At 69.0% G+C, this 23,988-nt stretch carries 23 protein-coding genes and 1 riboswitch; of the genes, 12 read left to right on the top strand and 11 right to left on the bottom strand.

All coding sequences use genetic code 11. The features are described 5' to 3' along the window. Positions 1-162: 162 nt before the first annotated feature. Positions 163-1,266 (top strand): ADP-ribosylglycohydrolase family protein, encoded by a 1,104-nt coding sequence (locus GT354_RS36670; RefSeq protein ID WP_161360702.1) that lies wholly within the window; start codon positions 163-165, stop codon positions 1,264-1,266. A 115-nt stretch (positions 1,267-1,381) separates the two neighbouring features. On the opposite strand, the gene nagA is transcribed toward GT354_RS36670, so the two are convergent. Both nagA and GT354_RS36660 read right to left on the bottom strand, forming a co-directional pair. Continuing rightward, on the bottom strand, positions 1,382-2,524 hold the full coding sequence (nagA, locus tag GT354_RS36665) for an N-acetylglucosamine-6-phosphate deacetylase (RefSeq protein ID WP_161360701.1): 1,143 nt from the start codon (positions 2,522-2,524) through the stop codon (positions 1,382-1,384). Beyond that, the gene (locus GT354_RS36660) at positions 2,521-3,486 is read right to left on the bottom strand and encodes an ROK family protein (RefSeq protein ID WP_161360700.1); all 966 of its coding nucleotides are present in this window, start codon (positions 3,484-3,486) and stop codon (positions 2,521-2,523) included. Before GT354_RS36660 ends, nagA begins: the two co-directional genes overlap by 4 nt. A 234-nt stretch (positions 3,487-3,720) precedes the next feature. Here GT354_RS36660 and GT354_RS36655 point away from each other — a divergent pair, with 234 nt between their 5' ends. The 4 genes from GT354_RS36655 to GT354_RS36640 all read left to right on the top strand — a co-directional run bounded on the left by GT354_RS36655 (position 3,721) and on the right by GT354_RS36640 (position 8,135). Further along, entirely contained in the window at positions 3,721-4,512 is a 792-nt protein-coding gene (locus tag GT354_RS36655) for a DeoR/GlpR family DNA-binding transcription regulator (protein ID WP_161360699.1), read from the top strand. A gap of 403 nt (positions 4,513-4,915) precedes the next feature. Beyond that, on the top strand, positions 4,916-6,226 hold the full coding sequence (locus tag GT354_RS36650) for an extracellular solute-binding protein (RefSeq protein WP_161360698.1): 1,311 nt from the start codon (positions 4,916-4,918) through the stop codon (positions 6,224-6,226). A gap of 80 nt (positions 6,227-6,306) precedes the next feature. Continuing rightward, positions 6,307-7,218, top strand: coding sequence for a sugar ABC transporter permease (locus GT354_RS36645; RefSeq protein WP_161360697.1), 912 nt, complete (start codon positions 6,307-6,309; stop codon positions 7,216-7,218). Beyond that, on the top strand, positions 7,215-8,135 hold the full coding sequence (locus GT354_RS36640; RefSeq protein WP_237535816.1) for a carbohydrate ABC transporter permease: 921 nt from the start codon (positions 7,215-7,217) through the stop codon (positions 8,133-8,135). The genes GT354_RS36645 and GT354_RS36640 overlap by 4 nt, the downstream gene beginning before the upstream one ends. Before the next feature lie 90 nt (positions 8,136-8,225). Here the strand turns inward: GT354_RS36640 and GT354_RS36635 are convergent, their stop codons facing one another. Next, a complete protein-coding gene (locus GT354_RS36635) occupies positions 8,226-8,570 on the bottom strand; it encodes a cupin domain-containing protein (protein WP_161360696.1) in 345 nt (114 codons plus the stop codon). A 258-nt stretch (positions 8,571-8,828) separates the two neighbouring features. On the opposite strand from GT354_RS36635, the gene GT354_RS54940 reads away from it, so the two are divergent. After that, on the top strand, positions 8,829-9,251 hold the full coding sequence (locus tag GT354_RS54940) for a DUF3263 domain-containing protein (protein WP_346012341.1): 423 nt from the start codon (positions 8,829-8,831) through the stop codon (positions 9,249-9,251). Between the two features lie 12 nt (positions 9,252-9,263). Then, the gene (locus GT354_RS56020; RefSeq protein WP_161360695.1) at positions 9,264-10,022 is read left to right on the top strand and encodes a LytR C-terminal domain-containing protein; all 759 of its coding nucleotides are present in this window, start codon (positions 9,264-9,266) and stop codon (positions 10,020-10,022) included. Positions 10,023-10,115: 93 nt separating this feature from the next. Here the strand turns inward: GT354_RS56020 and GT354_RS36620 are convergent, their stop codons facing one another. The 6 genes from GT354_RS36620 to GT354_RS36595 all read right to left on the bottom strand — a co-directional run bounded on the left by GT354_RS36620 (position 10,116) and on the right by GT354_RS36595 (position 16,091). Next, a complete protein-coding gene (locus tag GT354_RS36620; RefSeq protein ID WP_161360694.1) occupies positions 10,116-11,354 on the bottom strand; it encodes an MFS transporter in 1,239 nt (412 codons plus the stop codon). Beyond that, on the bottom strand, positions 11,351-12,001 hold the full coding sequence (locus GT354_RS36615) for an HAD-IA family hydrolase (protein WP_161360693.1): 651 nt from the start codon (positions 11,999-12,001) through the stop codon (positions 11,351-11,353). Before GT354_RS36615 ends, GT354_RS36620 begins: the two co-directional genes overlap by 4 nt. 84 nt (positions 12,002-12,085) lie before the next feature. Then, positions 12,086-13,270 carry a GNAT family N-acetyltransferase gene (locus tag GT354_RS36610; RefSeq protein WP_161360692.1) on the bottom strand — a complete coding sequence of 395 codons (1,185 nt, stop codon included), beginning with the start codon at positions 13,268-13,270 and terminating at the stop codon, positions 12,086-12,088. Between the two features lie 45 nt (positions 13,271-13,315). Then, on the bottom strand, positions 13,316-14,431 hold the full coding sequence (locus GT354_RS36605) for a DegT/DnrJ/EryC1/StrS family aminotransferase (protein ID WP_161360691.1): 1,116 nt from the start codon (positions 14,429-14,431) through the stop codon (positions 13,316-13,318). Beyond that, the gene (locus GT354_RS36600) at positions 14,428-14,910 is read right to left on the bottom strand and encodes a cupin domain-containing protein (protein ID WP_161360690.1); all 483 of its coding nucleotides are present in this window, start codon (positions 14,908-14,910) and stop codon (positions 14,428-14,430) included. Before GT354_RS36600 ends, GT354_RS36605 begins: the two co-directional genes overlap by 4 nt. Before the next feature lie 38 nt (positions 14,911-14,948). Next, complete coding sequence (locus GT354_RS36595; RefSeq protein ID WP_161360689.1) at positions 14,949-16,091, bottom strand: tagatose-6-phosphate kinase; 1,143 nt, start codon at positions 16,089-16,091, stop codon at positions 14,949-14,951. A gap of 783 nt (positions 16,092-16,874) precedes the next feature. Between GT354_RS36595 and otsB the strand changes: the two genes are divergently transcribed. After that, positions 16,875-17,738 carry a trehalose-phosphatase gene (gene otsB / locus GT354_RS36590; protein WP_161360688.1) on the top strand — a complete coding sequence of 288 codons (864 nt, stop codon included), beginning with the start codon at positions 16,875-16,877 and terminating at the stop codon, positions 17,736-17,738. A gap of 3 nt (positions 17,739-17,741) precedes the next feature. Here the strand turns inward: otsB and GT354_RS36585 are convergent, their stop codons facing one another. Both GT354_RS36585 and GT354_RS36580 read right to left on the bottom strand, forming a co-directional pair. After that, entirely contained in the window at positions 17,742-19,217 is a 1,476-nt protein-coding gene (locus GT354_RS36585; protein WP_161360687.1) for a trehalose-6-phosphate synthase, read from the bottom strand. Between the two features lie 119 nt (positions 19,218-19,336). Next, positions 19,337-20,323: a glucosyl-3-phosphoglycerate synthase gene (locus tag GT354_RS36580; protein ID WP_161360686.1), complete on the bottom strand. Its 987-nt coding sequence runs from the start codon at positions 20,321-20,323 to the stop codon at positions 19,337-19,339. Positions 20,324-20,516: 193 nt separating this feature from the next. After that, a riboswitch (SAM riboswitch) is annotated at positions 20,517-20,665 on the top strand. Between the two features lie 16 nt (positions 20,666-20,681). On the opposite strand from GT354_RS36580, the gene thrC reads away from it, so the two are divergent. The 4 genes from thrC to GT354_RS36560 all read left to right on the top strand — a co-directional run. Next, positions 20,682-21,971, top strand: a complete 1,290-nt coding sequence (thrC, locus tag GT354_RS36575) for a threonine synthase (RefSeq protein ID WP_161360685.1) — start codon at positions 20,682-20,684, stop codon at positions 21,969-21,971. After that, positions 21,968-22,246 carry a MoaD/ThiS family protein gene (locus GT354_RS36570; RefSeq protein WP_161360684.1) on the top strand — a complete coding sequence of 93 codons (279 nt, stop codon included), beginning with the start codon at positions 21,968-21,970 and terminating at the stop codon, positions 22,244-22,246. Before thrC ends, GT354_RS36570 begins: the two co-directional genes overlap by 4 nt. Positions 22,247-22,741: 495 nt before the next feature. Next, positions 22,742-22,945: a cold-shock protein gene (locus GT354_RS36565; protein ID WP_161360683.1), complete on the top strand. Its 204-nt coding sequence runs from the start codon at positions 22,742-22,744 to the stop codon at positions 22,943-22,945. Positions 22,946-23,479: 534 nt separating this feature from the next. Next, positions 23,480-23,988: TCP-1/cpn60 chaperonin family protein (locus GT354_RS36560; protein ID WP_272923947.1), on the top strand; the 509-nt coding region annotated here is incomplete at its 3' end.

The raw sequence follows: 23,988 nt of genomic DNA, 5'->3' as shown, positions 1-23,988 counted from the left end.
GCCCGCCGAAGGGGCCGATCCACGTGCACGCGGATCGGCCCCTTCGGCGCGGGCGCGAAGTTCCCGCACCCGCCCGACGTGTCGAATAGGACGAGTGTGCGACCCTCCGACAACCCCGCGCCGGTACGCTGCGTCGGGGTGACGGGGGAGGGGAGCACACACATGGCCGCACTCTGGTCCAGGGACCGGCTACAGGATTTTCGGGCCCGCGTAAGGGGATGTCTCGTCGGCGGCGCGATCGGCGACGCGCTCGGCGCCGGCATCGAGTTCCTCAGCCTCGCGGAGATCCGCGAGCAGCACGGATCCGCCGGTGTGGCCGGTTATGTGACGGCGTATCACCGGCACGGCGCGATCACCGACGACACGCAGATGACACTGTTCACCGTCGAAGGGCTGATCCGCGCGCACGTGCGCCGTGACACCGGCGCGTGGCATCCGCCGACCGACCTGCACGGCGCGTACCTGCGCTGGAAGGCCACCCAGAGCGAGTGGGGCCCCGACGAGCGCAAGGACGAGGGCTGGCTGGTCCGCGAGGAGTGGCTGTACAGCTCGCGCGCACCGGGCTCGGCGTGCCTGCGCGGCCTGGAGGACGAAACGGTGATGGGCACCCTGGAGGCGCCCAAGAACCCCGACTCCAAGGGCTGCGGCGCGGTGATGCGCTCGGCCCCGTTCGGGCTGCTCGTCGGCTGGCGGCCCGAACTGGTCTTCCAACTCGCGGTGGAATGCGCCGTACTGACGCACGGTCACCCCACGGGCTACCTCTCGGCGGGGGCGTTCGCGGTGATCGTGCACGCGGTCATGCAGGGCGCGCCGTTGGAGGAGGGCATCCGGTTGGCTCTCGAACTGGTGCGCTCTCGACCGGAGCACCTCGAGACCGCGCGGGCGATCGAGGCGGCCCTGGGCGCGGTCCGCGCCGGCGTCCCCTCGGCGGAGCGCGTCGAGGCGCTCGGTCAGGGGTGGACGGCCGAGGAGGCGCTGTCGATCGGCCTGTACTGCGCGCTCGTGGCACCCGACATGCGCACGGGCCTGTTGCTCGCGGTCAACCACGGCGGCGACAGCGACTCGACCGGGTCGATCTGTGGCAACCTGCTCGGCGCGATGCACGGCGACACGGTGCTGCCCGCCGACCTGGTCGCCGAACTCGAAGGCCGGGGCGCGATCCTGGAGTTGGCCGACGACTTCGCCATGGAGATGACCCAGGGCACCGCGCTGCACGGCCCGGAAGCCGGCGCCACCACCTGGACCAGACGCTACCCACCCACCTGAACGACCCACCACACACAGAAGATCTTGGAGTCGCGGGGGACACCCGGGCCGAGACCCGGGCCGAGACCCGGGGCGCCGATACCCGCCCACAACTCCAAGATCGTCCGTGCGCGGATCAGGGTCGGCGGGCGTCCACCCACACGCCTGCGGCTAGGACCGCGCGCACCTCCAGCGCGTCGTCCAACACCACCAGGTCGGCTCGCTTGCCCGCCTCCAGGGTGCCGAGCTCGTCGGCAATCCCCAATGCCCGTGCGGGAGTCGCGGACAGGGAGCGGGCCACGTCGGCGATCGGGAGGCCGCCGGCCACGCCGTTGCGCAGCGCGCGGTCCAGGGTCAGCGTGCTGCCCGCGATCGACTCGCCGCCGGTGAGCCGGGCCACGCCGTCGACCACGTCCACGGTCATCACGCCCAGCGGATACACGCCGTCCGGCATGCCCGCCGCGCCCATCGCGTCGGTGATGAACGCGACCCGGTCCGGGCCCGCGCTCGCGTAGGCCAGATTGACCACGCTCGGGTGCAGGTGGACGCCGTCGTTGATCAGTTCGACCACCGCGTCGCTGTCCTGAAGCAGCGCGGTGACCGGTCCCGGCTCGCGGTGATGCACGCTGCGCATCGCGTTGAACAGGTGGGTCGCCACGCTCGCCCCCGCGGCGAGCGCGGCGCGCGTCTCGCGATGCGTACCGTCGGTGTGCCCGACGGCCGCGATCACGCCCTCGTCGGCCAATCGGCGCACCAACTCGATACCACCCGGCAGTTCGGGCGCGAGCGTGACCATGCGGATCGCGCCGGCGGCGGCCTTGAGAAGCGCCGAAACCTCGTCGCGGTCGGGCGAGCGCAGTTGGGTGGGATCGTGCGCACCACACCGGACCTTGCTCAGGTACGGACCCTCCAGATGCAGCCCGGCCAACCGGCCTTCGTGCACCAATGGGGCCAACTCCCTTACCGTCCGCAGCAGTTCGACCGGCGAGGCGGTGACCAGACTTGCGATGGTGGTCGTGGTGCCGTGCGACCGATGGAATTCGGCCACCCGCAACGCCTCTTCGGCGTCGCCGGAGGTGTACGAACCACCCCCGCCACCGTGTACGTGCATGTCCACGAAACCGGGCACGATCCAGCCGCCCCCGACATCGATCAGCCGATCCGACGGATCGTCGATTCCCGGGCCCGCAAAGGCGATCCGATCGTCCACGACGCGTACCGAGGCGCCTTCGACCACCCCCGAGGGCAGTACCACGCGCGCATTGCCGAGCACCGTCACCCGTGCACCTCCAAGGCGTCCCACGCGATCAGACCGGCGCCACGACAGCCGGCCTCGTCTCCGAGTGCCGCCGTCACGACCGGCGGCACATGCTCGACCACCGCACGCTCGGCGAGCAGCGTACGCAGTGGATTGAACAACTGCTCGCCCGCGAGCGAGAGCCCGCCACCGATCACGAGCAGCCGCGGATCGTACAGCGCGAGGCCGGTCAACAGACCGTCCGCGAAGGCCGATACGCCCTTGCCCCACACCCCGGCGGCGACCCGATCCCCGGCCGCGACCCGCGCGACCACCTCGGCCGCGCTCAGCGGCGGATCGTCGCCGGGCGCCGCGTCGGCGAACGCGTGCGCGATCGCCGGACCGGAAAAGTGTGCCTCCAGACAGCCCACCGCGCCACACGTGCACTTGCCGACGCCCGGGCGCACGGTGATGTGGCCGATCTCGCCGGCCTGCCCGTGCGCACCCGGGTAGGGTCGGCCGTTCAGGACGAGAACCGACGCGAGGCCGGTGCCGATCGCCACGAACAGGAAGTTGTCGCAGTCGTGCCCGGCGCCGAGCCGGCCCTCGGCGAGCGCGCCGGTGCGCACGTCGTGGCTGAGCGCCGCCGGCAGGTCGAGCCGGTCGGTCACCAGGGCGCGCAACGGGACCTCGCGCCACTGGATGCTGGCCGACCACACCGCCAGACCCGCCACGTCGTCCACGATCCCCGGTACCGCGACTCCGGCGGCGCGCGGCACGCCGCCCAGCTCGACCGCGCGGTCGCGCAGTTCGGCGGCGAAGTCGACGATGCCGCTCACGACCGCGTTCGGGCCCTTGGTACGGCCGGTGGAGCGTCGTTCGGAGTACACCAGGCGCCCGGCCGGGTCGACCACACCGCCCTTCATGTCGGTTCCGCCCACGTCGAGGGCGACGACGCAGTCCGCGCCGGACAGATCGGACGGCGAGGTGTTCACGTGCGGCATCGGCGTCTCAAGTCTGGTAGATGGATGGACTCCGGGAGCCGCGGAGCCGGTGTTGTGTTTGCGCGTTTGTGCTCATTGGATAGCAGTTGAAAACATGAACACGCAACAGCATCGTTGAGTAAGCGCGGCGTTACTGCCGCCCCGGCGCGTGCCTCATCGGGGACGCCCGGGAGGATGTTTCGCACGGTCCGACAAGAAGCCGACACGACTGTCGGACATGGCTGGAGGTCACGGGTGAGCCGTTACGAGCGGTGGGGCGCGCTTCTCGAACTACTGGCCAAGCACGGCCGGCTCGAAGTCGAGGACGTGGCCGCCGAGCTGGACGTCTCGCCGGCGACGATCCGCCGCGACCTCGACCAGCTCGCCCAGCAGCAGATGCTGACCCGGACCCGGGGCGGCGCGGTCGCGCACGCGGTGTCCTACGACCTGCCGTTGCGCTACAAGACGGCCCGGCACGCGTCCGAGAAGCAGCGCATCGCGCACGCGGTCGCGGCGCTGGTCAAACCGGGTGAGACGGTCGGCATCAACGGCGGCACGACGATGACCGAGGTGGCCCGCGCCCTGGTCGCCAGGGCCGACCTGCACACCGAGGGCGACTCGTCCGCGCAGGCGTTCACCATCGTCACCAACGCCCTCAACATCGCCGGTGAACTGGCTGTTCGACGGCACGTGAAGATCGTGGTGACCGGTGGTGTGGCCCGCCCGCAGTCCTATGAGCTGATCGGCCCGCTCGCCACCGGCATCCTGCACGAGGTGGCCCTGGACGTGGCGATCCTGGGGGTGGACGCGATCGACGTCGAGCACGGGGCGAGCGCCCACCACGAGGGCGAGGCGAGCATCAACCAGTTGATGGCGGCCGGGGCGACCCGGGTGGTGGTCGCCGCCGACTCGTCCAAGCTGGGCCGGCGCGCCTTCGCCCGGATCTGCCCACTGGACCGGGTCGGCGTGCTGGTGACCGACACCGCGGCGCCCGAGGAGACCACGTCGGCGTTCGCCGAGGCCGGCGTTCGGGTCATTCGCGTCTGAGCGCGAAAGGGCCGGGCGGGTAGCGCGCAGGCCATTCGACACGTGTCGCATGGCCTGCGGAAATCCCGGGGCGAGCCCGAACTCCAACCAACTCGACAGATTGAATTCGGTATCGAACCGGCGTCCTCGGCGTCGGTTCCTTTGTGTGCCCGTCGGCATGGGTAACGAATTGCTCCGCAAACTTGGTCCACCCCTCCTCCGATTCCCGAAATTGGTGTAGACCTTTCTCTCGACGGGGTGTTGACTGCCTCCACCGCGAGTCCGCAAAATGCTCGGTGTTGCTCAATAGGTTGCTTGAACCCCGGGTTACGAACAGATTCACGCAAGCATGTGCATGGGGTTTTGCGTGCCAAAACCCCGCCGAACGGTCCTGATTTCCTGAAGGCATGAAGGCGGTACTGCGATGAAGCGGCACCAGATGGCGTTGGCGGCGACAGGACTGTCGGCCGCACTGCTTCTGTCAGCGTGTGGTGGGTCGGACGACAAGGACGACGACAAGGCGTCGAGCCCGTCCGACGCCCCGGCAGGCGCCCCCAAGGACGGCACGATCAAGCTGGTCGTCGCGGACTACGGCAGCGGCGACGGCAGCCAGCAGAAGTACTGGGACGGCGTGATCCAGAGCTTCAACGCCAAGGTCCCCGGCGTGAAGGTGAACCTGCAGGTCATCAACTGGGATGACATCGACAAGCAGGTCGCGACCATGATCCAGAACAACGACATGCCGGATCTGCTGCAGACCGGCGGTTACGCGGACAAGGTCGTCGACGATCTGCTTTACCCGGTGGACGAGGTGATGTCGTCCGCGACCAAGGCCGACTTCGTGGATTCGTTCACGCCGGCTGCGACGGTCAAGGGCAAGCAGTACGGCATTCCCTTCACGTCGAGCACGCGTCAGTTGATCTACAACACGGACCTGTTCGCCAAGGCCGGGTTGACCGAGCCGCCGAAGACATGGGACGAGGTCAAGTCCTTCTCCGAGAAACTCAAGAACGCCGGGGTCAAGGTGCCCTATGGGTTGCCGCTGGGCAAGGAGGAGGCCCAGGGCGAGTTCATGAACTGGATGCTGGGCAACGGCGGCGGCTACAAGACCGGCGACAAGTACACGGTCAACAGCCCGGCCAACGTCGAGGCGCTGAACTGGGTCAACGACAACCTGGTCAAGACCGGCCTGACCGAGTCGAACCCCGGCACCAAGAGCCGCAAGGACGTCTTCACGGACTTCTACGGTGGCAACGTCGGCATGCTGAACAGCCACCCCACCATGATCGCCACGCTGAAGAAGGACTACCCGAACGTCAAGTACGCCACCGCCGTGATCCCCGGCAAGACCGGTCCGCAGGCCGACACTCTCGGTGTCTGCGACTGGATGATGGCGTTCAAGAAGAACGGTCACAAGGACCAGATCAAGGCGTTCCTCGACCACGCCTTCAGCACCGACCAGCAGCTCAAGTTCCAGGAGCAGTACAGCTTCCCGCCGGTGACCAAGTCGGTGATGGCCAAGATGACGGCCAACCCGGCCAACGCGGGTCTCAAGCCGTACATCGACCTGCTGCCCAAGGCGAAGTTCTACCCCCTCAACGACGTCGCGTGGGACGTGATCTCGCCCAAGATCAAGGAACAGCTCGGCAGCGCGGTCTCCGGCCAGTCGCCCAAGGACGTGCTCGACCAGCTCCAGAAGGAAGCCGAGTCGGCGGTCTCGCAGCAAAAGAGCTGACGCCCCGGCGGGGATAAGCGCAAGCTCTGTCCGCAAGGCACCGACATCGACCGTTCGACACCGAAGGAGGGGACGGCTCCGTGGCCGAGTCCACGCGCAAAGCGCCCACCGTCACCACAAGAATCAAAAAGGCGCTGGCCCCGCTGCCGTGGATCGGCCCGGCCGTCCTCCTCATCGGCGTGGTCGTGCTGTGGCCCGTGGTGGTGATGGTCTGGAGTTCGTTCCTCAGGATCCGCCGCACCGGCATCGTCAAGGGATCCAACGGCACCGACAACTACACCAAGCTGTTCGACGAGCCGTTCTTCGTGGATGTGCTCTGGAACACCCTCGTGTGGGTGGCGGTCGTGGTGGCCGTCACCCTGGTGCTCTCCCTGCTCCTGGCACAGCTGTTCAACCAGCATTTCCCCGGTCGGCGGTTCGCCCGCTGGGCGATGATCGTCCCGTGGGCGGCCTCGGTCTTCATGACCGCGGTCGTCTTCAAGTGGATGCTCCACGAGAGCCACGGCGTGATCAACACCGTGATGGTGGACCTGCACCTGCTCGACGAGGGCAAGGACTGGCTCGGGAAACCGTCCACGGCGATGCCCTGGATGATGATCGTCGCCGTGTTCGTGTCACTGCCGTTCACCACCTACACCCTGCTCGCGGGTCTGCAGACGGTCCCCGGTGAGGTGTACGAGGCAGCCAAGATCGACGGTGCGTCCACGTGGCGTACCTACCTGTCGATCACGCTGCCACTGCTGCGACCGGCGATCCTGGTCGCGATCGTGATCAACCTGATCAACGTCTTCAACTCGTTCCCGATCATCTGGGCCATGACCAACGGCGGCCCCGGCTACGAGACCGCGACGACCACGGTGTTCATGTACCAACTCAAGTCCTCCGACATCGGGGAGAGTGCCGCGATGTCGGTGGCCAACTTCGCGATGATCGTGGTGATGGTCGTCTTCTTCCTCTTTGTCAGCCGTTGGAACAAGGAGACCGACCGATGAGCGCCGCGGTCAGCCCCAAGCCGGACACCGGCCCCAAGACGCGGACCACGGGCGCGGGCAGGTCCTCGGGCAGCCCGAAGAAGAACGCCGGCCCGCGCGGCAAGTACAGCCACAAGCAGTTGGCGTTCGGTGCGCTCGCGTGGGTGATCGCGATCCTCTTCGTGTTGCCCTACGTCGAGATGGTCATCACCGCCCTGCGACCCAAGGACGAACTGACCGGCGACGGCTACGTGCCGTCGAAGTTCGAATGGGCGAACTTCGTCGACGTGTGGGACAAGTCCACGCTCGGCGACAACCTCAAGGTCTCGCTGCTCGTCGCCGGCATGTCGACGGTGCTGGTGCTCGTGGTGTCGCTGCCCGCCGCCTACTACACCGCCCGCAAGCGGTTCCGCGGCCGCGGGATCTTCCTGATGCTGGTCCTGGTCACCCAGATGTTCCAACCGACGTCACTGCTCGTCGGCCTGTACCGCGAGTTCTACATCCTGGACCTGCTCGACTCCTACTGGGCGCTCGTGCTCGTCAACGGCGCCTTCAACCTGGCGTTCTCGGTATGGATCCTGACCGCCTACTTCAGCGCGATCCCCGTCGAACTCGAAGAGGCCGCCATGATCGACGGTGCCTCCCGTCTCGGGGCACTGCGCCGGGTCACCCTGCCGCTCGCGATGCCGGGCATCGTCACGGCGGTCATCTTCACCTTCATCGCCGCGTGGAACGAGTTCACCGTCGCGCTCGTGCTGGTCACCACCCCGGACAAGCAACCGCTGACAGTGGGCATCAACAGCTTCCTCGGCGCCTACCGCGTCGAATGGCAATACCTGTTCGCCGGCTCGGTGGTCGCGATCATCCCCGTCGTGGTGCTGTTCGCCTACATCGAGAAGCACGTCGTCTCCGGCCTCACCGCAGGCTCGGTCAAGTAGCGCCGTCGACCCGGGGAAAGCACGAAGCCCACAGGCCCACCGGGGACCTGTGGGCTTCCGCGCGTTTCGCGTCGGACGCCACGTCGGCGGCTACGGCAGGGTGATGTGGTACGCCTTGCGCAGCGTCTCGTGCACGGTCCAGATCGACTCGGCGCCCTCTTCGAGCACGCACGCGTCGCCCGGGCCCAGTTCGATCGTGTCGCCGCCCTTGATCTCCATCGTCGCGCGGCCCGAGATCACCACGAACAGCTCGTTCGCCTCGGTGTCGGTCACCACGCCCGGGGTGATCTGCCAGATGCCGCGGACCTGCTTGCCGTCCGCCGACTCCCACAAGACCTTGCCCGAGACCTCGGGAGAACCGGAGACGATCGTGGCCGGGTCGAGCGGGTCGGGTTCGAGGTCGGCGTCGGCGATATGGACGGCAAAAGTAGACATGCGGCGGAGCTTATAGGTCATCCCGGGCACACCTCCCTGCGGGTGATTCGTAGGCTTTTCTTCGCGGACCATCGCGCCGGTCCGCTCGGCAGTCGGCCCGGCCGGGCACAATGCCGGTGGTGGGTCGACGGGCCCGCCGCACGTGTACGGAAGGGGTGACCGATGGGTGCGGAGCACGATGTGCGGCCACAGACGCCCGTGATTCCCGGGCAGAGTGCGGGCGAGCCCGCATCCGATCAGGTGCCCGGAACCGTCCCCGTGACCCCACTCCCCGGGGAGAGGGGACCTGCTCAGGGGTCCGGAGCCGACGACGACACGGCTGTCGCCGCCCTCGCCGCCGTCGGCGATCGTGTGCCCGGCGTCGATCCGGGCGAGACCCACGCCGCCGAGCCGACCGACGACGTGGCCGAGCCGGGCGCGTCGTCCGAGCCGGGTGCGTTGTCCGAGCGGGATCGGGACATCCTCGAATTCGAGCGCCAGTGGTGGAAGCACGCCGGCGCCAAGGAACGCGCCGTGCGCGACCGCTTCGGGTTCTCCGCGACGCGCTACTTCCAGGTCCTCAACACCCTGCTCGACCGTCCCGAGGCGTTGGCGCACGACCCGATGCTGGTCCAGCGGTTGCGCCGGTTGCGCGAGGCCCGTCAACACGCCCGCTCGACCGTGCGCCGTCCCGGTCGTTAGCAGGGGGTCGCGGTGTGGCAGGCGCGCAAGGACGAGTACGACGCCTTCGAAGGGTTCGGTAGGTACGCCAGGATCTGGAGCAATCCGCAGGCGTGGACCGGAGTGCCGGACAAGCCGCCGGTGCCGCCGGCGGGAGCCGAGGGCCCCGAGGCTTTCGTGGAATTCGGGGACGCTCGCGCCGCTGAACGCGATCCGATCGCCGGCCCGCGAGCCGAGCGCGCGCCGCTCGGACACCGGTCGCGGCGCGGCCTGATGGCGGTCGCGGCGACACTCGGGGTGGCGGCCGTCGTGGGGCTGCCGGCGATCGGACCGGAAGGACCCGCGCCCCGGATCACCTCGGGTCGGTCGCAGCAGCCCGCCGCCTCGGCCGTACCGGCGCCCGCGCCGCCTGCCGCCCCGGCGTCCGTCCCACCGGCTGCGCTCACCCCCGCGCAGCCGCCGGTGATCCCCCGCGGCGCGCACGGCAAGGTCGTGGTGCTCGACCAGAGCAAGGTGCCCGCGCTCGCGCAGCGGATGGCCCGCCGGCTCGAAGCCGCCGGCTGGGAGGTCACCGGCACCGACGACTTCCGCGGCACGGTCCCCGCGACCACCGTCTACCACCCGGCCGACCAGGCGCCGCAGGCCCGCGCGCTCGCCGTCGGCCTGCCCGGGATCGGTCGGATCAGGCCGGCCTTCGCGGGCATCCCGCTGAACCGGCTCACCGTGATCGTGGTCGACGACCAGCCCGTTCCGCTCCTCGATCGCCTGTTGGGCTCGCTGAGCACTCGCTGACTCTCGGATCGCCGTTCACCTCCGGCCGACCCGAGCCGACGAGCCGAGCACCGGACCAGCCGAGCGAGTGAGCACGGGACGCCGGCTCCCGTGTCAGGGCCGGGGCGCGGGGCTCGGTCGGCGCAGGACGGTCAGGAACACCGCCGCGCCGATCGTGGCGATGGCGAGGGGGATCACGCGGGTCGAGGTGGTCTGGCCGAGCAGGGCCACCAACGCGGGCAGGGTGGTGCTGCCGATCATCGAAGCCACCAGGAGGGCGGAGTTGGCGGTGTGTGCGGCCGGGTGGCTGCGGGCGAGCCAGGCGAGGGTCGTGGGGAAGATCGGGCCCATGGCGATACCGGCCACCGCGAAGGCGATGAGCGCGGCGTCGGGTATGAGGGCGGCGAGGGCGGCGAGGCCGGCGGTCGCGCTGATGTAGGCGAGGAGCGTGGCGGGGGCGGTCCGGCGGGCGAGCGGCGGGATCACCACGCGTCCGATGGTCAGGCCCGCCCAGAACAGCGCGGTACCGACGGCGGCGTAGTCGTCGGAGTGGCCGACGTGGGTGAGGTAGGTGGACTCCAGGCCGGCCGTCCCGGTCTCCAGGCCGGCGTAGAACAAGGCGATCATGATGAACGGGGCGAGCGCGGCGAGTTCGCGGCGGCCGGGTCGAGCGGCAGTGGGTGGTTCGGCTTTTATGGCCCGGGTCGTACCGACGGCGGGGAAAGTCAGCGCGGCGAGGATTGCGGTGGCGGCGAACGAGGCCAGGACGCCTTTCGCGCCCAGCGGGGCGATGGCCAGGGATCCGAGGATCGCGCCGGTGCCGAAGAGCGCGTTGATCATGTTGACCATGACCACGTTGTGCTCGGTGAACCCTTGCGCGAACGTGGAGTTGAGGTGCAGGACGAGCGAGCCGTAGCCGGAGCCGGCCACGGCGACGCCGACGAGGAAGACCTCGAATCCCGGTGACAGTCCCATCGTCGCGGTGCCGAGGGCGAACAGGATCAGGGAGTGCGTGGTGACGCGCATGGGGGTGGCGACGGCGCGTGGGGGTGTTCGGCGGCGGGTCAGGGCGGCGCACCCGACGATCGCGACGAGTGCGCCGAGGTTGTAGACGGTGATGGACTGGGCGGCGGCGCCGTCCGACACCGCGAAGTGGTCGCGCAGTTTGGGCAGCGCCGCCCCGATCGTTCCGGTGCACATGCCCAGAAGCAGCATGAGCGACATCGCGGCCGTCATGCCGGCCGGGGTCAACGCGGGATGCCGGGCAGGGGCGGGGCCGGTCGGGAAGGCGGGGGTGTCGGCCGGCCGGTCGTGGGCGGGGTCGGCGGTGCTGCGCGACTCCGGTTCGCTCACGCGTGCACCTCCAATCCGTAGCCCGGCTTGACGCGTACGGTGGTGAGGGTGTCCACGAGGGCGTCGGCGGGCAGTTCCGCGGGCGTCACGGTTCCGGTCACGCCGAGCACGGTGGCTCCGGCCGCACGCCCTGCGGCCACGCCCGCGGGTGCGTCCTCGACCACGAGGCAACGTTCGGGTGCGTGGCCCAGCCGTTGCGCGGCGGCCAGATAGCCTTGCGGGTCCGGTTTGCCCACGGTGATGTCGTCGGAGGTGATCAATACCTCGGGCACGCCGAAACCGTTGGCACCCAGCCGGGCTCGGGCGACCCGGGTGCATCCCGAGGTCACCACCGCCCAGGGGATGCCGGCCCGGTCCAGTGCGGCGACGAGTTCGCGGGCACCCGGTTTGGCCGGGATGTCGCGGGCGGCGCGGACCTCCTCGTCCTGGAGGAGGGCGACTTCGGCGCGGGTGTCGAGGTGCGGTGCGGCCAGCCGGACCACGTCGTGGTCCGTGCGTCCGTGCGACAGCGCGACGACCGCGTCCGGGTCGAGGCCGTGGGTGTGGGCCCAGGAGCGCAGGTGCGCGACGATCTGCGGGAGCGAGTCGACCAGGACTCCGTCCATGTCGAACAGGACGGCGTGGCACGGCAGTCCTTGTACGAACATCGGCAGCTCTCCTCGTTGAATCCGGGGTCGGGGAGGTCGGAACCTGTCCCTGACCCGGGGATGGGGATGGGGTCGGGGCGGGGTTCAGAAGGTGTCGGGCAGCCACGGTTCGCGGTCGTCGGTCGTCCGGCTCAGGCGTCGCAGTGCGGCCGGCCGGCCGCGGACGCCGACGACGCGCATGCGGGCAGGAGAACCGAATGCCCCGGCGTACCAGGCCGCGAGGTGGCCCGACGTCAGCTCCACGTCGGGGTTGTCGCCGGTCGTTTCCAGCCGGCCGGCGCCGCCGTGGACGGACAACCGGTATCCGGTGGTGCGGCCCTGGGGGTCGGCAACGGAGAGGACGAGGTCGACATCGAGGTCCTCGTCCCAACCTCGGGCACGTACGGCCTCGACGGGGTCGACGAGGGCGAGCATCCAGGGATACCAGGTCCGAGCGCGCGCGGAGAACTGGGAGAGGTGGTCGAGCAGGCCGCTCAGGACGGGTGTGGCCGTGGGACCCAGGTGGATGTCCTGCACCTGACTGGCGTGCTCGCCCAGGAATCCGATCAGGGTGTGCAGGCTCTGCCGGTCGCGGGCCGCCAGTTCGTGGACGAACATGTCGTGACCCCACGGCTTGACGGGTGCCGTGGTCGCGGTGAGGTAGCCGGTGACCTCTCCCGATGTGTCGGTCAGGTGATAGGTGGTGGCGGGGGCGGTCGCGCGTTTCCATTCCCACCACCAGGCGGGGCGTCGGACGGGGCCGTTCCAGGCGCGCGCCTCCTCCTGCTGAAACGCGTGTACCCCTTCGACGATACCGAGGCCGGGGGCCGTTGTTCGGCGGAACTCGCGCAGTTGGGCGGCGGGGAGCACCCATCGGCAGGGAGTGGCGATCGTGCCCCATCCCCAGCGCCGGTACAGACCGACCGACGGTGTCCACAACGAGACCGCGGCCGCGCCGTGTTCGTCGCGCAGCCCGCGTACCAGTTCGGCCATGAGCCGGCCCGCGATCCCTCGCCCACGCGCTTCGGGCGCGACGCAGACCGCGGAGACGCACGCGGAGGGCACGGCTCGGCCGCCGAAGAACTGCGGCACGGGAATGCCCATCGCGCCCGCGAGGACGCGTCCGTTCTCGGTGGCGACGCGGGTGAGGGCGTGCGGTCGCAGATAGCCGATGTCGGGAATCTCGGTCCCGAAACTCGCGTGCGCGAGAGCCGCGTACGCGGCGATCTCGCGATCGTCTCGCGGGGCGACGATCTCGACCTCGGGCGCGGCGATCCGCACGCTCCCCACCTCGTCTTCCTCTGTGGCGTCGGGTTCGACGCTGTCATGGGGCGGTCAGCGTGAGCCGGCGAAGAACCTTTCGACTCCGGTGCAGACGTGGTCGATCTGTGCGTCCGTCATGGAGGGGAACAGCGGGAGACACAGAGTCTCGCGCGCCAGTCGTTCCACGACGGGCAGTTCGCCGGCGGCGAGCTTGAGGTCGGCGAAGGCCGGCTGTAGATGCATGGGCACGGGATAGCGGACGACGGCGTCGGTCCCGTCGGCGCGCAGGTGGGCGAGAAGGTCGTCGCGCAACGGCGTCTGCACCTGGAAGAGGTGGTAGACGTGTTCGCGATCCCCCGCTCCGGCCTGGAACCGGATCGGCAGCGAGCCCAGGCGGGCGCGGTACGCCTCGGCGATGGCGACTCGGCGCCGGCTCCACGCGTCCACGTGGGGCAGCTTGTGCGCGAGGACCAGCGCCTGCATCGTGTCGAGTCTGGAGTTGTAGCCGAGCACGTGGTGCTCGTTCTGCGCGACCTGCCCGAAGTGGCGTAGCAGGCGCAGGCGTTGGGTGGTTTCCTCGGCGCGCAGGCTGACGGCGCCCGCGTCGCCCGCCGCGGCGAGGTTCTTGGACGGTGCGAAGCTCCAGCAGCCGGCGTCGCTGTCGCTTCCCACCCGCCGGTCGCCGGAGTAGGCGCCGACCGCTTGCGCGCAGTCCTCGATCAACAGCAGGTCGTGGCGGTCGGCGAGCGCGCGCGCGGCTCGCATGTTCACGGCCTGGCCGAAGAGGTGGACGACGAGGAGGGCCTTGGTCCGGTCGGTGACCGCGGCCGCGGCCGCGTCGAGGTCGATCAGGTGGGTGTCCGGATCGCAGTCCACCAGGACGGGTGTGGCGCCGACCCGGACGACGGACATCGCGGTCGCGTGGAAAGAGTTCGCGACCGTGATCACCTCGTCTCCCGGGCCGATGCCGAGGGCGTCCATGGCCAGGATCAGCGCGTCGGTCCCCGAGTTGAGGCCGACGGCGAACCGGGCTCCGAGGAAGTCGGCGAAATCGGTCTCGAATCGGGTGACCGGTTCACCGAGGATGTAGTTCCCCTCGCGCAGCAGGTCGCCGATGCGCGGGATCAGGGTGTCGAGGTCGGGGAACTGGGCGGGGTAGTCGTAGCGCGGCACTCGCCAATCGCTCACGGGCGAGCCTCCTCGTGTTCCGCGGCGATGCGGCCGTCGCCGCGGGCGAAGTCGTCGGCGATGCGTACGACGTCGTCCAGGTGGGGGGTGGAGATCTCCACCATCGTCATGTCGGTGACGGCCTCGAAGCGGTGTACGTGGCCGGGCGCCAGATGGATCACGTCGCCGGGGCCGGTCAGGACCTGGGTCGGCTCGTCGTCGGGCGACGCCGCGTGGTGCAGATGCGCCTCTCCGCTCAGGACGAGACACGCCTCTTCCTTGTGGTGGTGGTACTGGAGGCTGGTGCGGTGCCCGGCCTTGATATGGATCAGCTTGAAACCCCAGGGGGCGGCCTCGGGGACGAGCCAGCGCTCTTCGCCCCACCCCTTGCTCACCGTCTTCGTCTCCGCGACGGGACCGGCCTGGATGCCGGGGACGGACAGGCGCACACAGTCGTCGCGATTGCCGAACAAATCGTCGAGGTAGTTGCCTTGGGACACGGTGAAATCACCTTTCGTGCTCGCGGGGGGCGGACGGTTCAGAGCAAGGTGGCGTATCGGCCGATCACGTGCTCGATTCGCAACCGCAGGTACTGGTCGAGATCGATCCCACGGCGCGCGACCGTCGCGGAGACGGACTCCTTGAGCTGAACGAACGCCTCCGTTCCGAACATGTAATGACCGGCGATAATCGCGCGTCGAAGATCGTCGTCGGGTGTTCCCTGGATCATCCATTTACGCCAGAGCCCGGATTCGTAGGCCATGGCCAGGAATGAATCCCGGGCATTGCGAAGTCCTACTTCCTCAAGCAATTCGAGAAGTGCCCGAGTCTCCGCGACACCGATTTCCGGGGCAATGTTCATCGCGTGGACACCGGCCGTTCGCAATCGGCCGATCTCGGCGAACGAAAGATAGTCGGCGTTGTGCGCCTTGAGTGCGAGCCCGCTCTTCTGCGTCAGATCACTGAGCGCCCGCACGGCGTATTCGACCGCAGCGGGGGCGGTCCGCAGCGCGCCGGTGTTCGTGGTCTCCAAAACCTTGGTGCCGGTCTGCGCGACAACGAAGGTCGGCGCGGGCAGATCGGCCGCCCGCAGTCGCGCGAGGACGTCGTGCAACTGTTCGTCGAACTCCGCCGGGTCGTTCGTGTCGACGCCTTGGTCCTCGAACCCGATCTCGAATCGCAGATCCACGTTTTCGACACGTGCCGCTTCGACGCAGCGCCCATAGAGTTCGACGAGTCGTTCGACCGCGAGGGAATGCTCCGCGGGACCGTCGACGTCCATGCACGTGTCGATGTGGAGGAGTTCGAAACCGCACCGGATGTCCTCGACGAAGGACACCGTGGCTGAGTCGAGGGCCTGCTCAGGGGTAAGGCCGCTCGCCCGCTCCGTCGGTAATTGGTATGGACCACCGTGGTCGCGGCACAGCATGAGGAGGTGCTTGGGGTCGCGCTTGCGCACGTACTCGGCGAATGCCTCGGTGTCCCACCCCTCGACATATCCGCCCCCCAACGCGGCCGCCTCTATCTGGCGCCGGCTGGGAATGAGCATGAGATTGAACTCGTGACGATAGGCAAATTCTATACACGCGTCGATCGAATTGCGTGACATAGGCCCGACGCCGAGAGGAGAAGGGATTCCATAACGTCCGCCGGGTTGTTCCACAGGCTTCACGTTGGCCATCCAATTGCCGTATCGATCTGATGGGAATTTAGCTTGCGCCGCACTCTCGAATCATCGACCACCGGTCCGAAGTCGACAGTAGGTCGACTCGTGCAGGCTGTCAACGGTCAAAATCGGAGATGCGGCACAGCCGTAGCGGAACTGATCATTCCCGCACCTCGGCGGAAATGTGTTCTCGCATACCTCGCTCCCACCCATTCGTTTTCCCCCTTCCGGTGGGCGTACTGCAACCGCGCACCGGGCGTGCTCGTGGCGCGTTTCAGGCGAGCTTCCGGGCCTACCGACCACAGACGCGTGGATTGCTTTCGCGCGCCTCTCGGAGGTGATTTCGGGGCGGTTGGCGACGGTTGAGCCGGGGTATTGCAGGCCGGCCGGATGCGTTTTGCGGCTGTCCGGATAAGGCCGGTGTGCGAGTCCGGCCCAACGGCGCGGCGACCACGCCGACGCCCGCGCACACGCACGTCGCCGAGACGCGTTCGGCGGGGTCTTTCCACGCGTCGGTGGCTTCGGCCCCGGTAGCGGTGCGGAGATCGACGCGGCGGACTCGTCGACGAGGGTCGGCCGGACGCCGGGTGGGCCCGGATGCGGCAGGTCGCTTCGGCGATCCGCGCGCGCGTCGGGCGGCCCGCGTCATTCGGACAGAGGACGGCGACGCCCGCGGGAACGGGTGGCGGATCGCCGAACACCCGGCCAAGGCCCGTCCGATACGCCCCCGAAGGCGGCTCGTACAGCCCCCGACCTGTCCGGACAGCCAAGTCCTGCCGAAGTACTAGGTTGGACCGCATGCCCACGAATCGGACCGCACTGCCCGAACCCGTCACCTCGGCCGGTCGCGCCGGTCTCGCCGCGTTGCTCGCGCAGCCACAACGGGCCGTCGTCGCCTTGGACTTCGACGGCACGCTCGCCCCGATCGTCGACGACCCCGACCAGGCCAGAGCCGACGTGCGCGCGGTCCGGGCGCTGTCCCGGCTGACCCCGCGGCTGGACGCGGTGGTGATCGTGACCGGCCGCCCGGCCGCCGTCGCGGTCGAGTACGGCCGCTTCCGCGGCGTCGAGGGCCTCGAACACCTCGTCGTGCTGGGCCACTACGGTCTGGAGCGATGGGACGCCCGGACCGACCGGGTCACCGCCCCCGAGCCGCCCAGCGGTGTGCACGAGGTGCGGCTCGCGCTGCCGGGCCTGCTCCGGTCGCTCGGCGCGTGGGACGGCACGTGGACCGAGGACAAGGGCAGCGCGCTGGCCGTGCACACGCGCCGCGCCCCCGACCCGCAAGGCACCTTCGACCTGCTGCGCGCTCCCCTCGACGACCTCGCCGCGCAACACGGCCTGACCGTCGAACCCGGGCGCATGGTCCTGGAGTTGCGCCCCGAAGGGATGGACAAGGGGCGTGCCCTCACCGGCTTCCTGAAGGAGCGTCAGGCGGCGTCCGTACTGTTCGCCGGCGACGACCTCGGCGACCTCGCCGCGTTCGGCGCGGTCGAGGAACTGCGCGGCCGGGGCGTCGCCGGGATCACCGTGTGCAGCGGCTCCGCCGAGGTGGACGCCCTCGCCAAGCGCGCCGACCTGGTCGTACCGGGCCCCGCGGGCGTCGCGGACCTGCTCGCGGGGCTGGCCGACCACCTCACCGGTGACCGGCCACAGCACTAGCGTCTAGCGCGAAAGCGCGTCGAGCGCGTCCAACTGCTCCAGGAACCACTGTTGCGGGTTGAGCGCGACCGCCGCCGCGGCGAGCCGCCTGGTGCGGGCCAGGCGCTCGCCCGGTTCCATGGTCAGCGCCTGATGCAACGCCTCGGTGGTCTGTGACACGTCGAACGGGTTGACCACGACCGAGTCGTCGCCCAACTCCTCGAACGCGCCCGCCTCGCGGGACAACACGAGCGCGCAACCGCCGTGCGACTCGTCCAGCAGCGACACCACCGGAACCTCCTTCGCGACGAGGTTCATACCGTCGCGGATCGGGTTGACCAAGGCGACGTCGGCGAGCCGATACGCCGCGAGCGAGCGCGGGAAGTCGTCGTTGACGTGCAGGATCAGCGGCTGCCAGTCGCCCGTGCCGAACTCGTCGTCGATCTCCTTGGCGACGCGCTGCACGGCGGCCGTGTACTCGCGATACTCCGGCAGGTCGTGGCGCGAGGGGTAGGCGAACGCGACATGCACCACGTTGCCGATCCATTCGGGGCGGGTGCGCAGCAGTTCGCGGTAGGCGTGCAGGCCGCGGACGATGTTCTTGGACAGTTCCGTACGGTCCACCCGCACGATGACCTTTCGGCCGCCGACCGCCTCGCGCAGCCCCGCGAGACGGGTGTCCACGTCGGCCCGCGACGCGCGTTCGCGCAGGAAGTCCGCGTCGGCGCCCAGGCCGTGCACGCCGATCTCGGTGACGCGTCCGCCGTGCTTGACGGTCATCGCCTCGCGGTCGACCTGCGCGTCGAGCACGTCGGCGCAGCAGTCGAGGAACGCGAGCGCCCAGCGCCGGGTCAAAAAGCCCGCGTGGTCCGCGCCGAGCACACCCTCCAGGACGAACCGCGCAATGTCGTCGGGCAGCAGTCGGAAGTAGTCCGGCGGCGCCCACGGCGTGTGCGAGAAGTGCCCGATCCGCAGGTCGGGGCGCAACCGGCGGAGCATCACCGGCACCAGGGTCAGGTGGTAGTCCTGCACGATCACCTTCGCGCCCTCGGCGGCCTCCTCGGCGAGGGCGACCGCGAACGCCTCGTTGTACGCCTCGTACGAGGCCCACTCCTTGCGGAAGCGGGCGTCGAAGACCGGCTTGGTCGCGGTGTCGTAGAGCAGGTGGTGGACGAACCACAGCGTCGAGTTCGCTATGGCGTTGTACGCCCGGGCGAAGGTGCCCGGGTCGATGTCGAGCATGCGCACCGCGAGGCCGCCGGTGTCGTGACCGGCGAGATCCAGCCGACCCGAGGGGGCCGCGCGGGTGGCGGTGCGGTCGGCCTCGCCGAGCGCGGAGCACACCCACACCGCACCGGTGCCCTGCCCCGCGGTGGACAGGCCCGAGACCAGGCCGCCTCCGCCCCGGCTCACCGAGAGCGTGCCGTCGTCCTCCAGGGAGAAGGACACGGGACCGCGATTGGACGCGACCAGGACACCGGCGGGAGGGGGAGCACTCATGTCCCCGACCCTAGCCACGGCCGCCGGTTCGCAAACCCGGGCGGATGGCGACCCTCGGTGACGAGAGTCACGCGCACCGCGCGCATCGGGCCCGCTTCGGCCCGGTTCGCCGCCTCGACTCAGCGCCCGACCAGGCGGGCACGCTCGCGGTATCGGGCGATCGTGGCCATCGGTGGTCGTTCCGCGACGGCGATGTCGTGCGTGCGCAGACGAAACCCGTGCGCGTTGCGCTCGAACTGGGTCAACTGGGTCAACTGGGTCGGCGACGTCTTGGTCTCGGGGCCCACCGGTACGCGATGCAGTCGTCGTTCGGCCGCCTGGAGTATCTCCGCGGACATCCGCCCGAGCCCCGCCTCGTCCTGGTGACTGTGTCGCCGCACGCCCACGTCCACCTGAGCCATCGCGTCGAGCCCGACGAGCCGCAGCGTGTCCACGAGCATGGCGGTCTCGATGCCGTAGCCGCACGGGAACGGCAACTGTTCGAGCAGCGAGCGCCGCGCCGCGTACTCGCCGCCGAGCGGCTGGACGAAACCGGCGAGTTCGGGCCAGTGCAGATTGAGCAGGGGACGGGCGACCAACTCGGTGACCCGCCCGCCGCCGGCCGGCACGATCGTGTCGCCGATCTCCAGAGGCCGGTCGTACATGGCCTTGACCAGCTGGACCGAGGGATCGGTGAGCAACGGACCGACGATGCCGGTCACGAAGTCGGCCGAGAAGTCCTTGAGGTCGGCGTCCACGAACGCCACGATGTCGCCGTCGGTGACCAGCAGCGAGCGCCACAGCACCTCGCCCTTGCCGCGCACCGCGGGCAGCTCCGGCAGGATGTCGTCGCGGTGCACGACCCGCGCGCCCGCGTCGGCGGCGAAGCGCGCGGTGCGGTCGGTGGAGCCGGAGTCCACGACCACGAGTTCGTCCACGAGCCGGGCCCGCTCGACCAACTCGATGCGGATGGTCTCGACGATGGCCCCGACGGTCGTCTCCTCGTCGAGCGCGGGCAGGACGACGCTGACCCGGGTGTCGTTCTTGGCGTCCAGGAGCTTGTCGACGGGCCAGTCCGCGGCGACGGAGGACCGTCGTCGTAGCCAGGCGCTCACCTCGGGCAGCACGTTCGAAAATCCCCTGTCTCGGGTTGTGATCCGACCTCGGTCGATTCCACCCTTTATCGTCTCGCGAGGTGGACCGGATGATCGACCGGGCACCGGTTCGGTTACAGTCGTCGTCACCGGATACGACGATCGCACGTCGCGCCGGACAAACGCGGACCGGCCGCCCCTCACGGGGTGTGTCCACCGCCATAGCAGCTCATCCAGAGGGGCAGAGGGAACGGCCCGTTGAAGCCCCGGCAACCATCCGTTCGTCACATCGTGACGCGCTTTCGGCGCGAGCGAGTGTCGTCGATCGGACAGGTGCCAAGTCCGGCCCGTGGGAGCCACGGGTAAAGATGAGGACAGAAAGGCCCTCGCCATGGCGCCATCCCGTACCAGCACAGTGACCGCCACCCGCATCGCCGGCGTCACCCCCACCTCTTTCGGACCCGCAGTGGCACTGTCGTGTCGTGAGTGCGGCCAACGCGTCGAACTCGGTCCGACCTACGCGTGCGAGTCCTGTTTCGGCCCTCTCGAGGTCGCCTACGAATTCGGCCCCGTGACGCGCGAGCAGATCGAGGCCGGCCCGCAGAACATCTGGCGCTACGCGCCCCTGTTGCCGGTGTCCGCCGACGTCGCGTCGCGGCCCAACCTGAACCCGGGCTTCACCAAGCTCGTCCATGCCGAGAACCTCGGCCGCGAGCTGGGCATCCGCAAGCTTCACGTCAAGGACGACTCCGGGAACCCGACGCACTCCTTCAAGGACCGCGTCGTGGCGATCGCCGTCGAAGCCGCCCGCACCTTCGGTTTCACCACGCTTTCGTGCTCGTCCACCGGCAACCTGGCCGGCGCGGTCGGCGCCGCGGCGGCGCGGGCGGGACTGCGCAGCTGCGTGTTCATCCCCTCCGACCTGGAGGCCGGCAAGGTCGTCACGGCCGCGGTGTACGGCGGCGAACTCGTCGCCATCGAGGGCACGTACGACCAGGTCAACCGCTTCTGCTCGGAGCTCATCGGCGACCCGGCCGGTGAGGACTGGGGCTTCGTCAACGTCAACCTGCGCCCGTACTACGGCGAGGGTTCCAAGACGCTGGCGTACGAGATCGCCGAACAGCTCGGCTGGAAACTGCCCGAGCAGATCGTGATCCCGATCGCGTCGGGTTCGCAGCTCACGAAGATCGACAAGGGCTTCCGCGAGTTGATCGCGCTGGGCCTGGTCGAGGACGCGCCGTACAAGATCTTCGGCGCGCAGGCCACGGGCTGCTCGCCGGTGTCGGCCGCGTGGAAGTCCGGCCAGGACGTGATCCGCCCGGTGAAGCCCGACACGATCGCCAAGTCGCTCGCGATCGGCAACCCCGCCGACGGCCCGTACGTGCTCGACGTGTGCAAGCGCACGGGCGGCGCGGTGGAGGACGTGAACGACACCGAGGTGGTCGAGGCGATGAAGCTGCTCGCCCGTACCGAGGGCATCTTCGGCGAGACCGCCGGCGGGGTCACGGTCGGTTGCCTGCGCAAGCTGATCGCCGCGGGAACGCTCGACCCCGACGCCGAGACGGTCGTGCTCAACACGGGCGACGGCCTCAAGACCCTGGACGCGGTTACGCCGACGACCGGCCCGACCGCGACCATTCGACCCACCCTGGAATCCTTCCGAAAGGCCGGCCTGGCATGAGCGTCTCCGTTTTGATTCCGACGATCCTGCGCACCTACACGGGTGGGGCAGCCAAGGTCGAGGCCGAGGGAGGCACCCTCGCCGAGGTTCTCGACGACCTGGAAAAGAACCACACCGGAATTCGCGCGCGCATCCTCGACGACGAGGGCAAGCTGCGTCGCTTCGTGAACCTGTACGTGAACGAGGAGGACGTGCGCTTCGCGGACGGCCTGAACACCCCCATTCCGGACGGCGGCAGCGTTTCGATCATCCCGGCGGTCGCGGGCGGTTGCTGATCACGGATCGTGATCGGCGGCTGCGGGTCGTCCTCGATCCGGAACGCAGAGCTTGATCGAAACCGCGGGACTTGATCGAAAACGCGGTTTCTGATCGAAAACGTAAAACGGAACCGAAAAATCCGCTGCGCGAGAGGCTCGCGCGGCGGATTTTTTCGTTGCCGGCGGGGTGCGCGCCGCACGTGTAGCGGCACATGTTTAGCGAGGTCTATTCCCGCTTTTCGCGGCGCGGCGTCGGCAAACCCGTGGTCGGGATCACACCCGATTTGTTTCGAAGGTCGCTTTTCTGCCGTATTGAAATGCGGCTTGTGTAGCATTTCGAGTACTAAGCGATGTTTATTCCCCAGTGAATTCTCGTCCGATTGACCTGTTGCTCCGGGCGTTCGTCCGGATACATTCAGCCGCGGTCGTAGCAGAAGGCCGGGGCCTTCTGGATACGACCCGGAGCTGCGGCGTGCAGTATCCGTGAAAGGGCCAGTAACAGGGGAGTTAGGAATGGCTCAGGGCGCCGTCAAGTGGTTCAACGCGGAGAAGGGGTACGGCTTCATCGCGGTCGACGGTGGTGCGGACGTTTTCGTCCACTACAGCGCGATCCAGATGGACGGGTACCGGACGCTCGAGGAGGGGCAGCGAGTCGAGTTCGAGATCTCGCAGGGGCAGAAGGGGCCGCAGGCGGACATGGTCCGACTGGCCGGCTGAACCCGGGCTGATACCCAGGGGGAGTTCCGCTCCTCTGCTTGTAACGGTCCATCACGGACTGCACGACACATCACATCGGCAACACGCAACACGCAGCACGCATCACAACACGCAACACGCGATCACGCATCATGCGGCACGCGCGCACGCGCGGCACGTGGCAGGCGTTACACCTGACGCGATCCGACGCGATCCGCGCAAGCGCCACGCAGCACGCGTCGCGCACGCTTCATGCGGCACAGGTGATCAGTGACCGGGGCCCGGCTCTCCCGCCATGCGGGGGCCGGGCCCCGGTCGTTGTGCAACGCGTGCGGGTGGGCGCGGAGCACGCGCGGACCACCCCGTTGCGCTTGCACTCGGCATGGTCGAGTGCTAATCATTGGCGTTAGCACTCTGGATGTGAGAGTGACAGAAACGGACCGGGCCGGTGAGGCTCGATACCCGCGGGGGAGGGATCCCCGCGGTGGTCGGGTCGTCCGTCGCGGGCACCTGTGCGGTCCGGCACTCACCCCCGTTCTGGGAGGACTTCACCACATGGCCAAGATCATCGCGTTCAACGAGGAAGCGCGCCGCGGCCTCGAGCGCGGGATGAACCAGCTCGCCGACGCCGTCAAGGTCACGCTGGGCCCCAAGGGCCGCAACGTCGTGCTCGAGAAGAAGTGGGGTGCGCCCACCATCACGAACGATGGTGTGAGCATCGCCAAGGAAATCGAGCTCGAGGACCCGTACGAGAAGATCGGCGCCGAGCTGGTCAAGGAGGTCGCGAAGAAGACGGACGACGTCGCCGGTGACGGCACGACGACCGCGACCGTCCTCGCCCAGGCGCTCGTTCGCGAGGGCCTGCGCAACGTGGCCGCCGGCGCGAACCCGATGGCCCTCAAGCGTGGCATCGAGAAGGCCGTCGAGGCCGTCTCCGAGCAGCTGCTGGCGCTTGCCAAGGACGTCGAGACGAAGGAGCAGATCGCCTCCACCGCCTCGATCTCCGCCGCTGACCCCCTGATCGGCGAGATGATCGCCGAGGCCATGGACAAGGTCGGCAAGGA

Source organism: Streptomyces sp. SID3343 (assembly GCF_009865215.1).
In the GTDB taxonomy this organism is placed as follows: domain Bacteria; phylum Actinomycetota; class Actinomycetes; order Streptomycetales; family Streptomycetaceae; genus Embleya.
Note: the sequence above shows the minus strand (reverse complement) of the source record. Positions and strands in the feature narration are given on the sequence as shown.

What these genes read in the sequence shown, in the direction of transcription:
- GT354_RS36670 (WP_161360702.1), top strand. Translation starts at nt 163, where the DNA reads ATGGCCGCACTCTGGTCCAGGGACCGGCTACAGGATTTTCGGGCCCGC.
- GT354_RS36660 (WP_161360700.1), bottom strand. Translation starts at nt 3,486, where the DNA reads ATGCCGCACGTGAACACCTCGCCGTCCGATCTGTCCGGCGCGGACTGC.
- GT354_RS36650 (WP_161360698.1), top strand. Translation starts at nt 4,916, where the DNA reads ATGAAGCGGCACCAGATGGCGTTGGCGGCGACAGGACTGTCGGCCGCA.
- GT354_RS36640 (WP_237535816.1), top strand. Translation starts at nt 7,215, where the DNA reads ATGAGCGCCGCGGTCAGCCCCAAGCCGGACACCGGCCCCAAGACGCGG.
- GT354_RS36635 (WP_161360696.1), bottom strand. Translation starts at nt 8,570, where the DNA reads ATGTCTACTTTTGCCGTCCATATCGCCGACGCCGACCTCGAACCCGAC.
- GT354_RS36615 (WP_161360693.1), bottom strand. Translation starts at nt 12,001, where the DNA reads ATGTTCGTACAAGGACTGCCGTGCCACGCCGTCCTGTTCGACATGGAC.
- GT354_RS36595 (WP_161360689.1), bottom strand. Translation starts at nt 16,091, where the DNA reads ATGGCCAACGTGAAGCCTGTGGAACAACCCGGCGGACGTTATGGAATC.
- otsB (WP_161360688.1), top strand. Translation starts at nt 16,875, where the DNA reads ATGCCCACGAATCGGACCGCACTGCCCGAACCCGTCACCTCGGCCGGT.
- GT354_RS36585 (WP_161360687.1), bottom strand. Translation starts at nt 19,217, where the DNA reads ATGAGTGCTCCCCCTCCCGCCGGTGTCCTGGTCGCGTCCAATCGCGGT.
- thrC (WP_161360685.1), top strand. Translation starts at nt 20,682, where the DNA reads ATGGCGCCATCCCGTACCAGCACAGTGACCGCCACCCGCATCGCCGGC.
- GT354_RS36570 (WP_161360684.1), top strand. Translation starts at nt 21,968, where the DNA reads ATGAGCGTCTCCGTTTTGATTCCGACGATCCTGCGCACCTACACGGGT.
- GT354_RS36565 (WP_161360683.1), top strand. Translation starts at nt 22,742, where the DNA reads ATGGCTCAGGGCGCCGTCAAGTGGTTCAACGCGGAGAAGGGGTACGGC.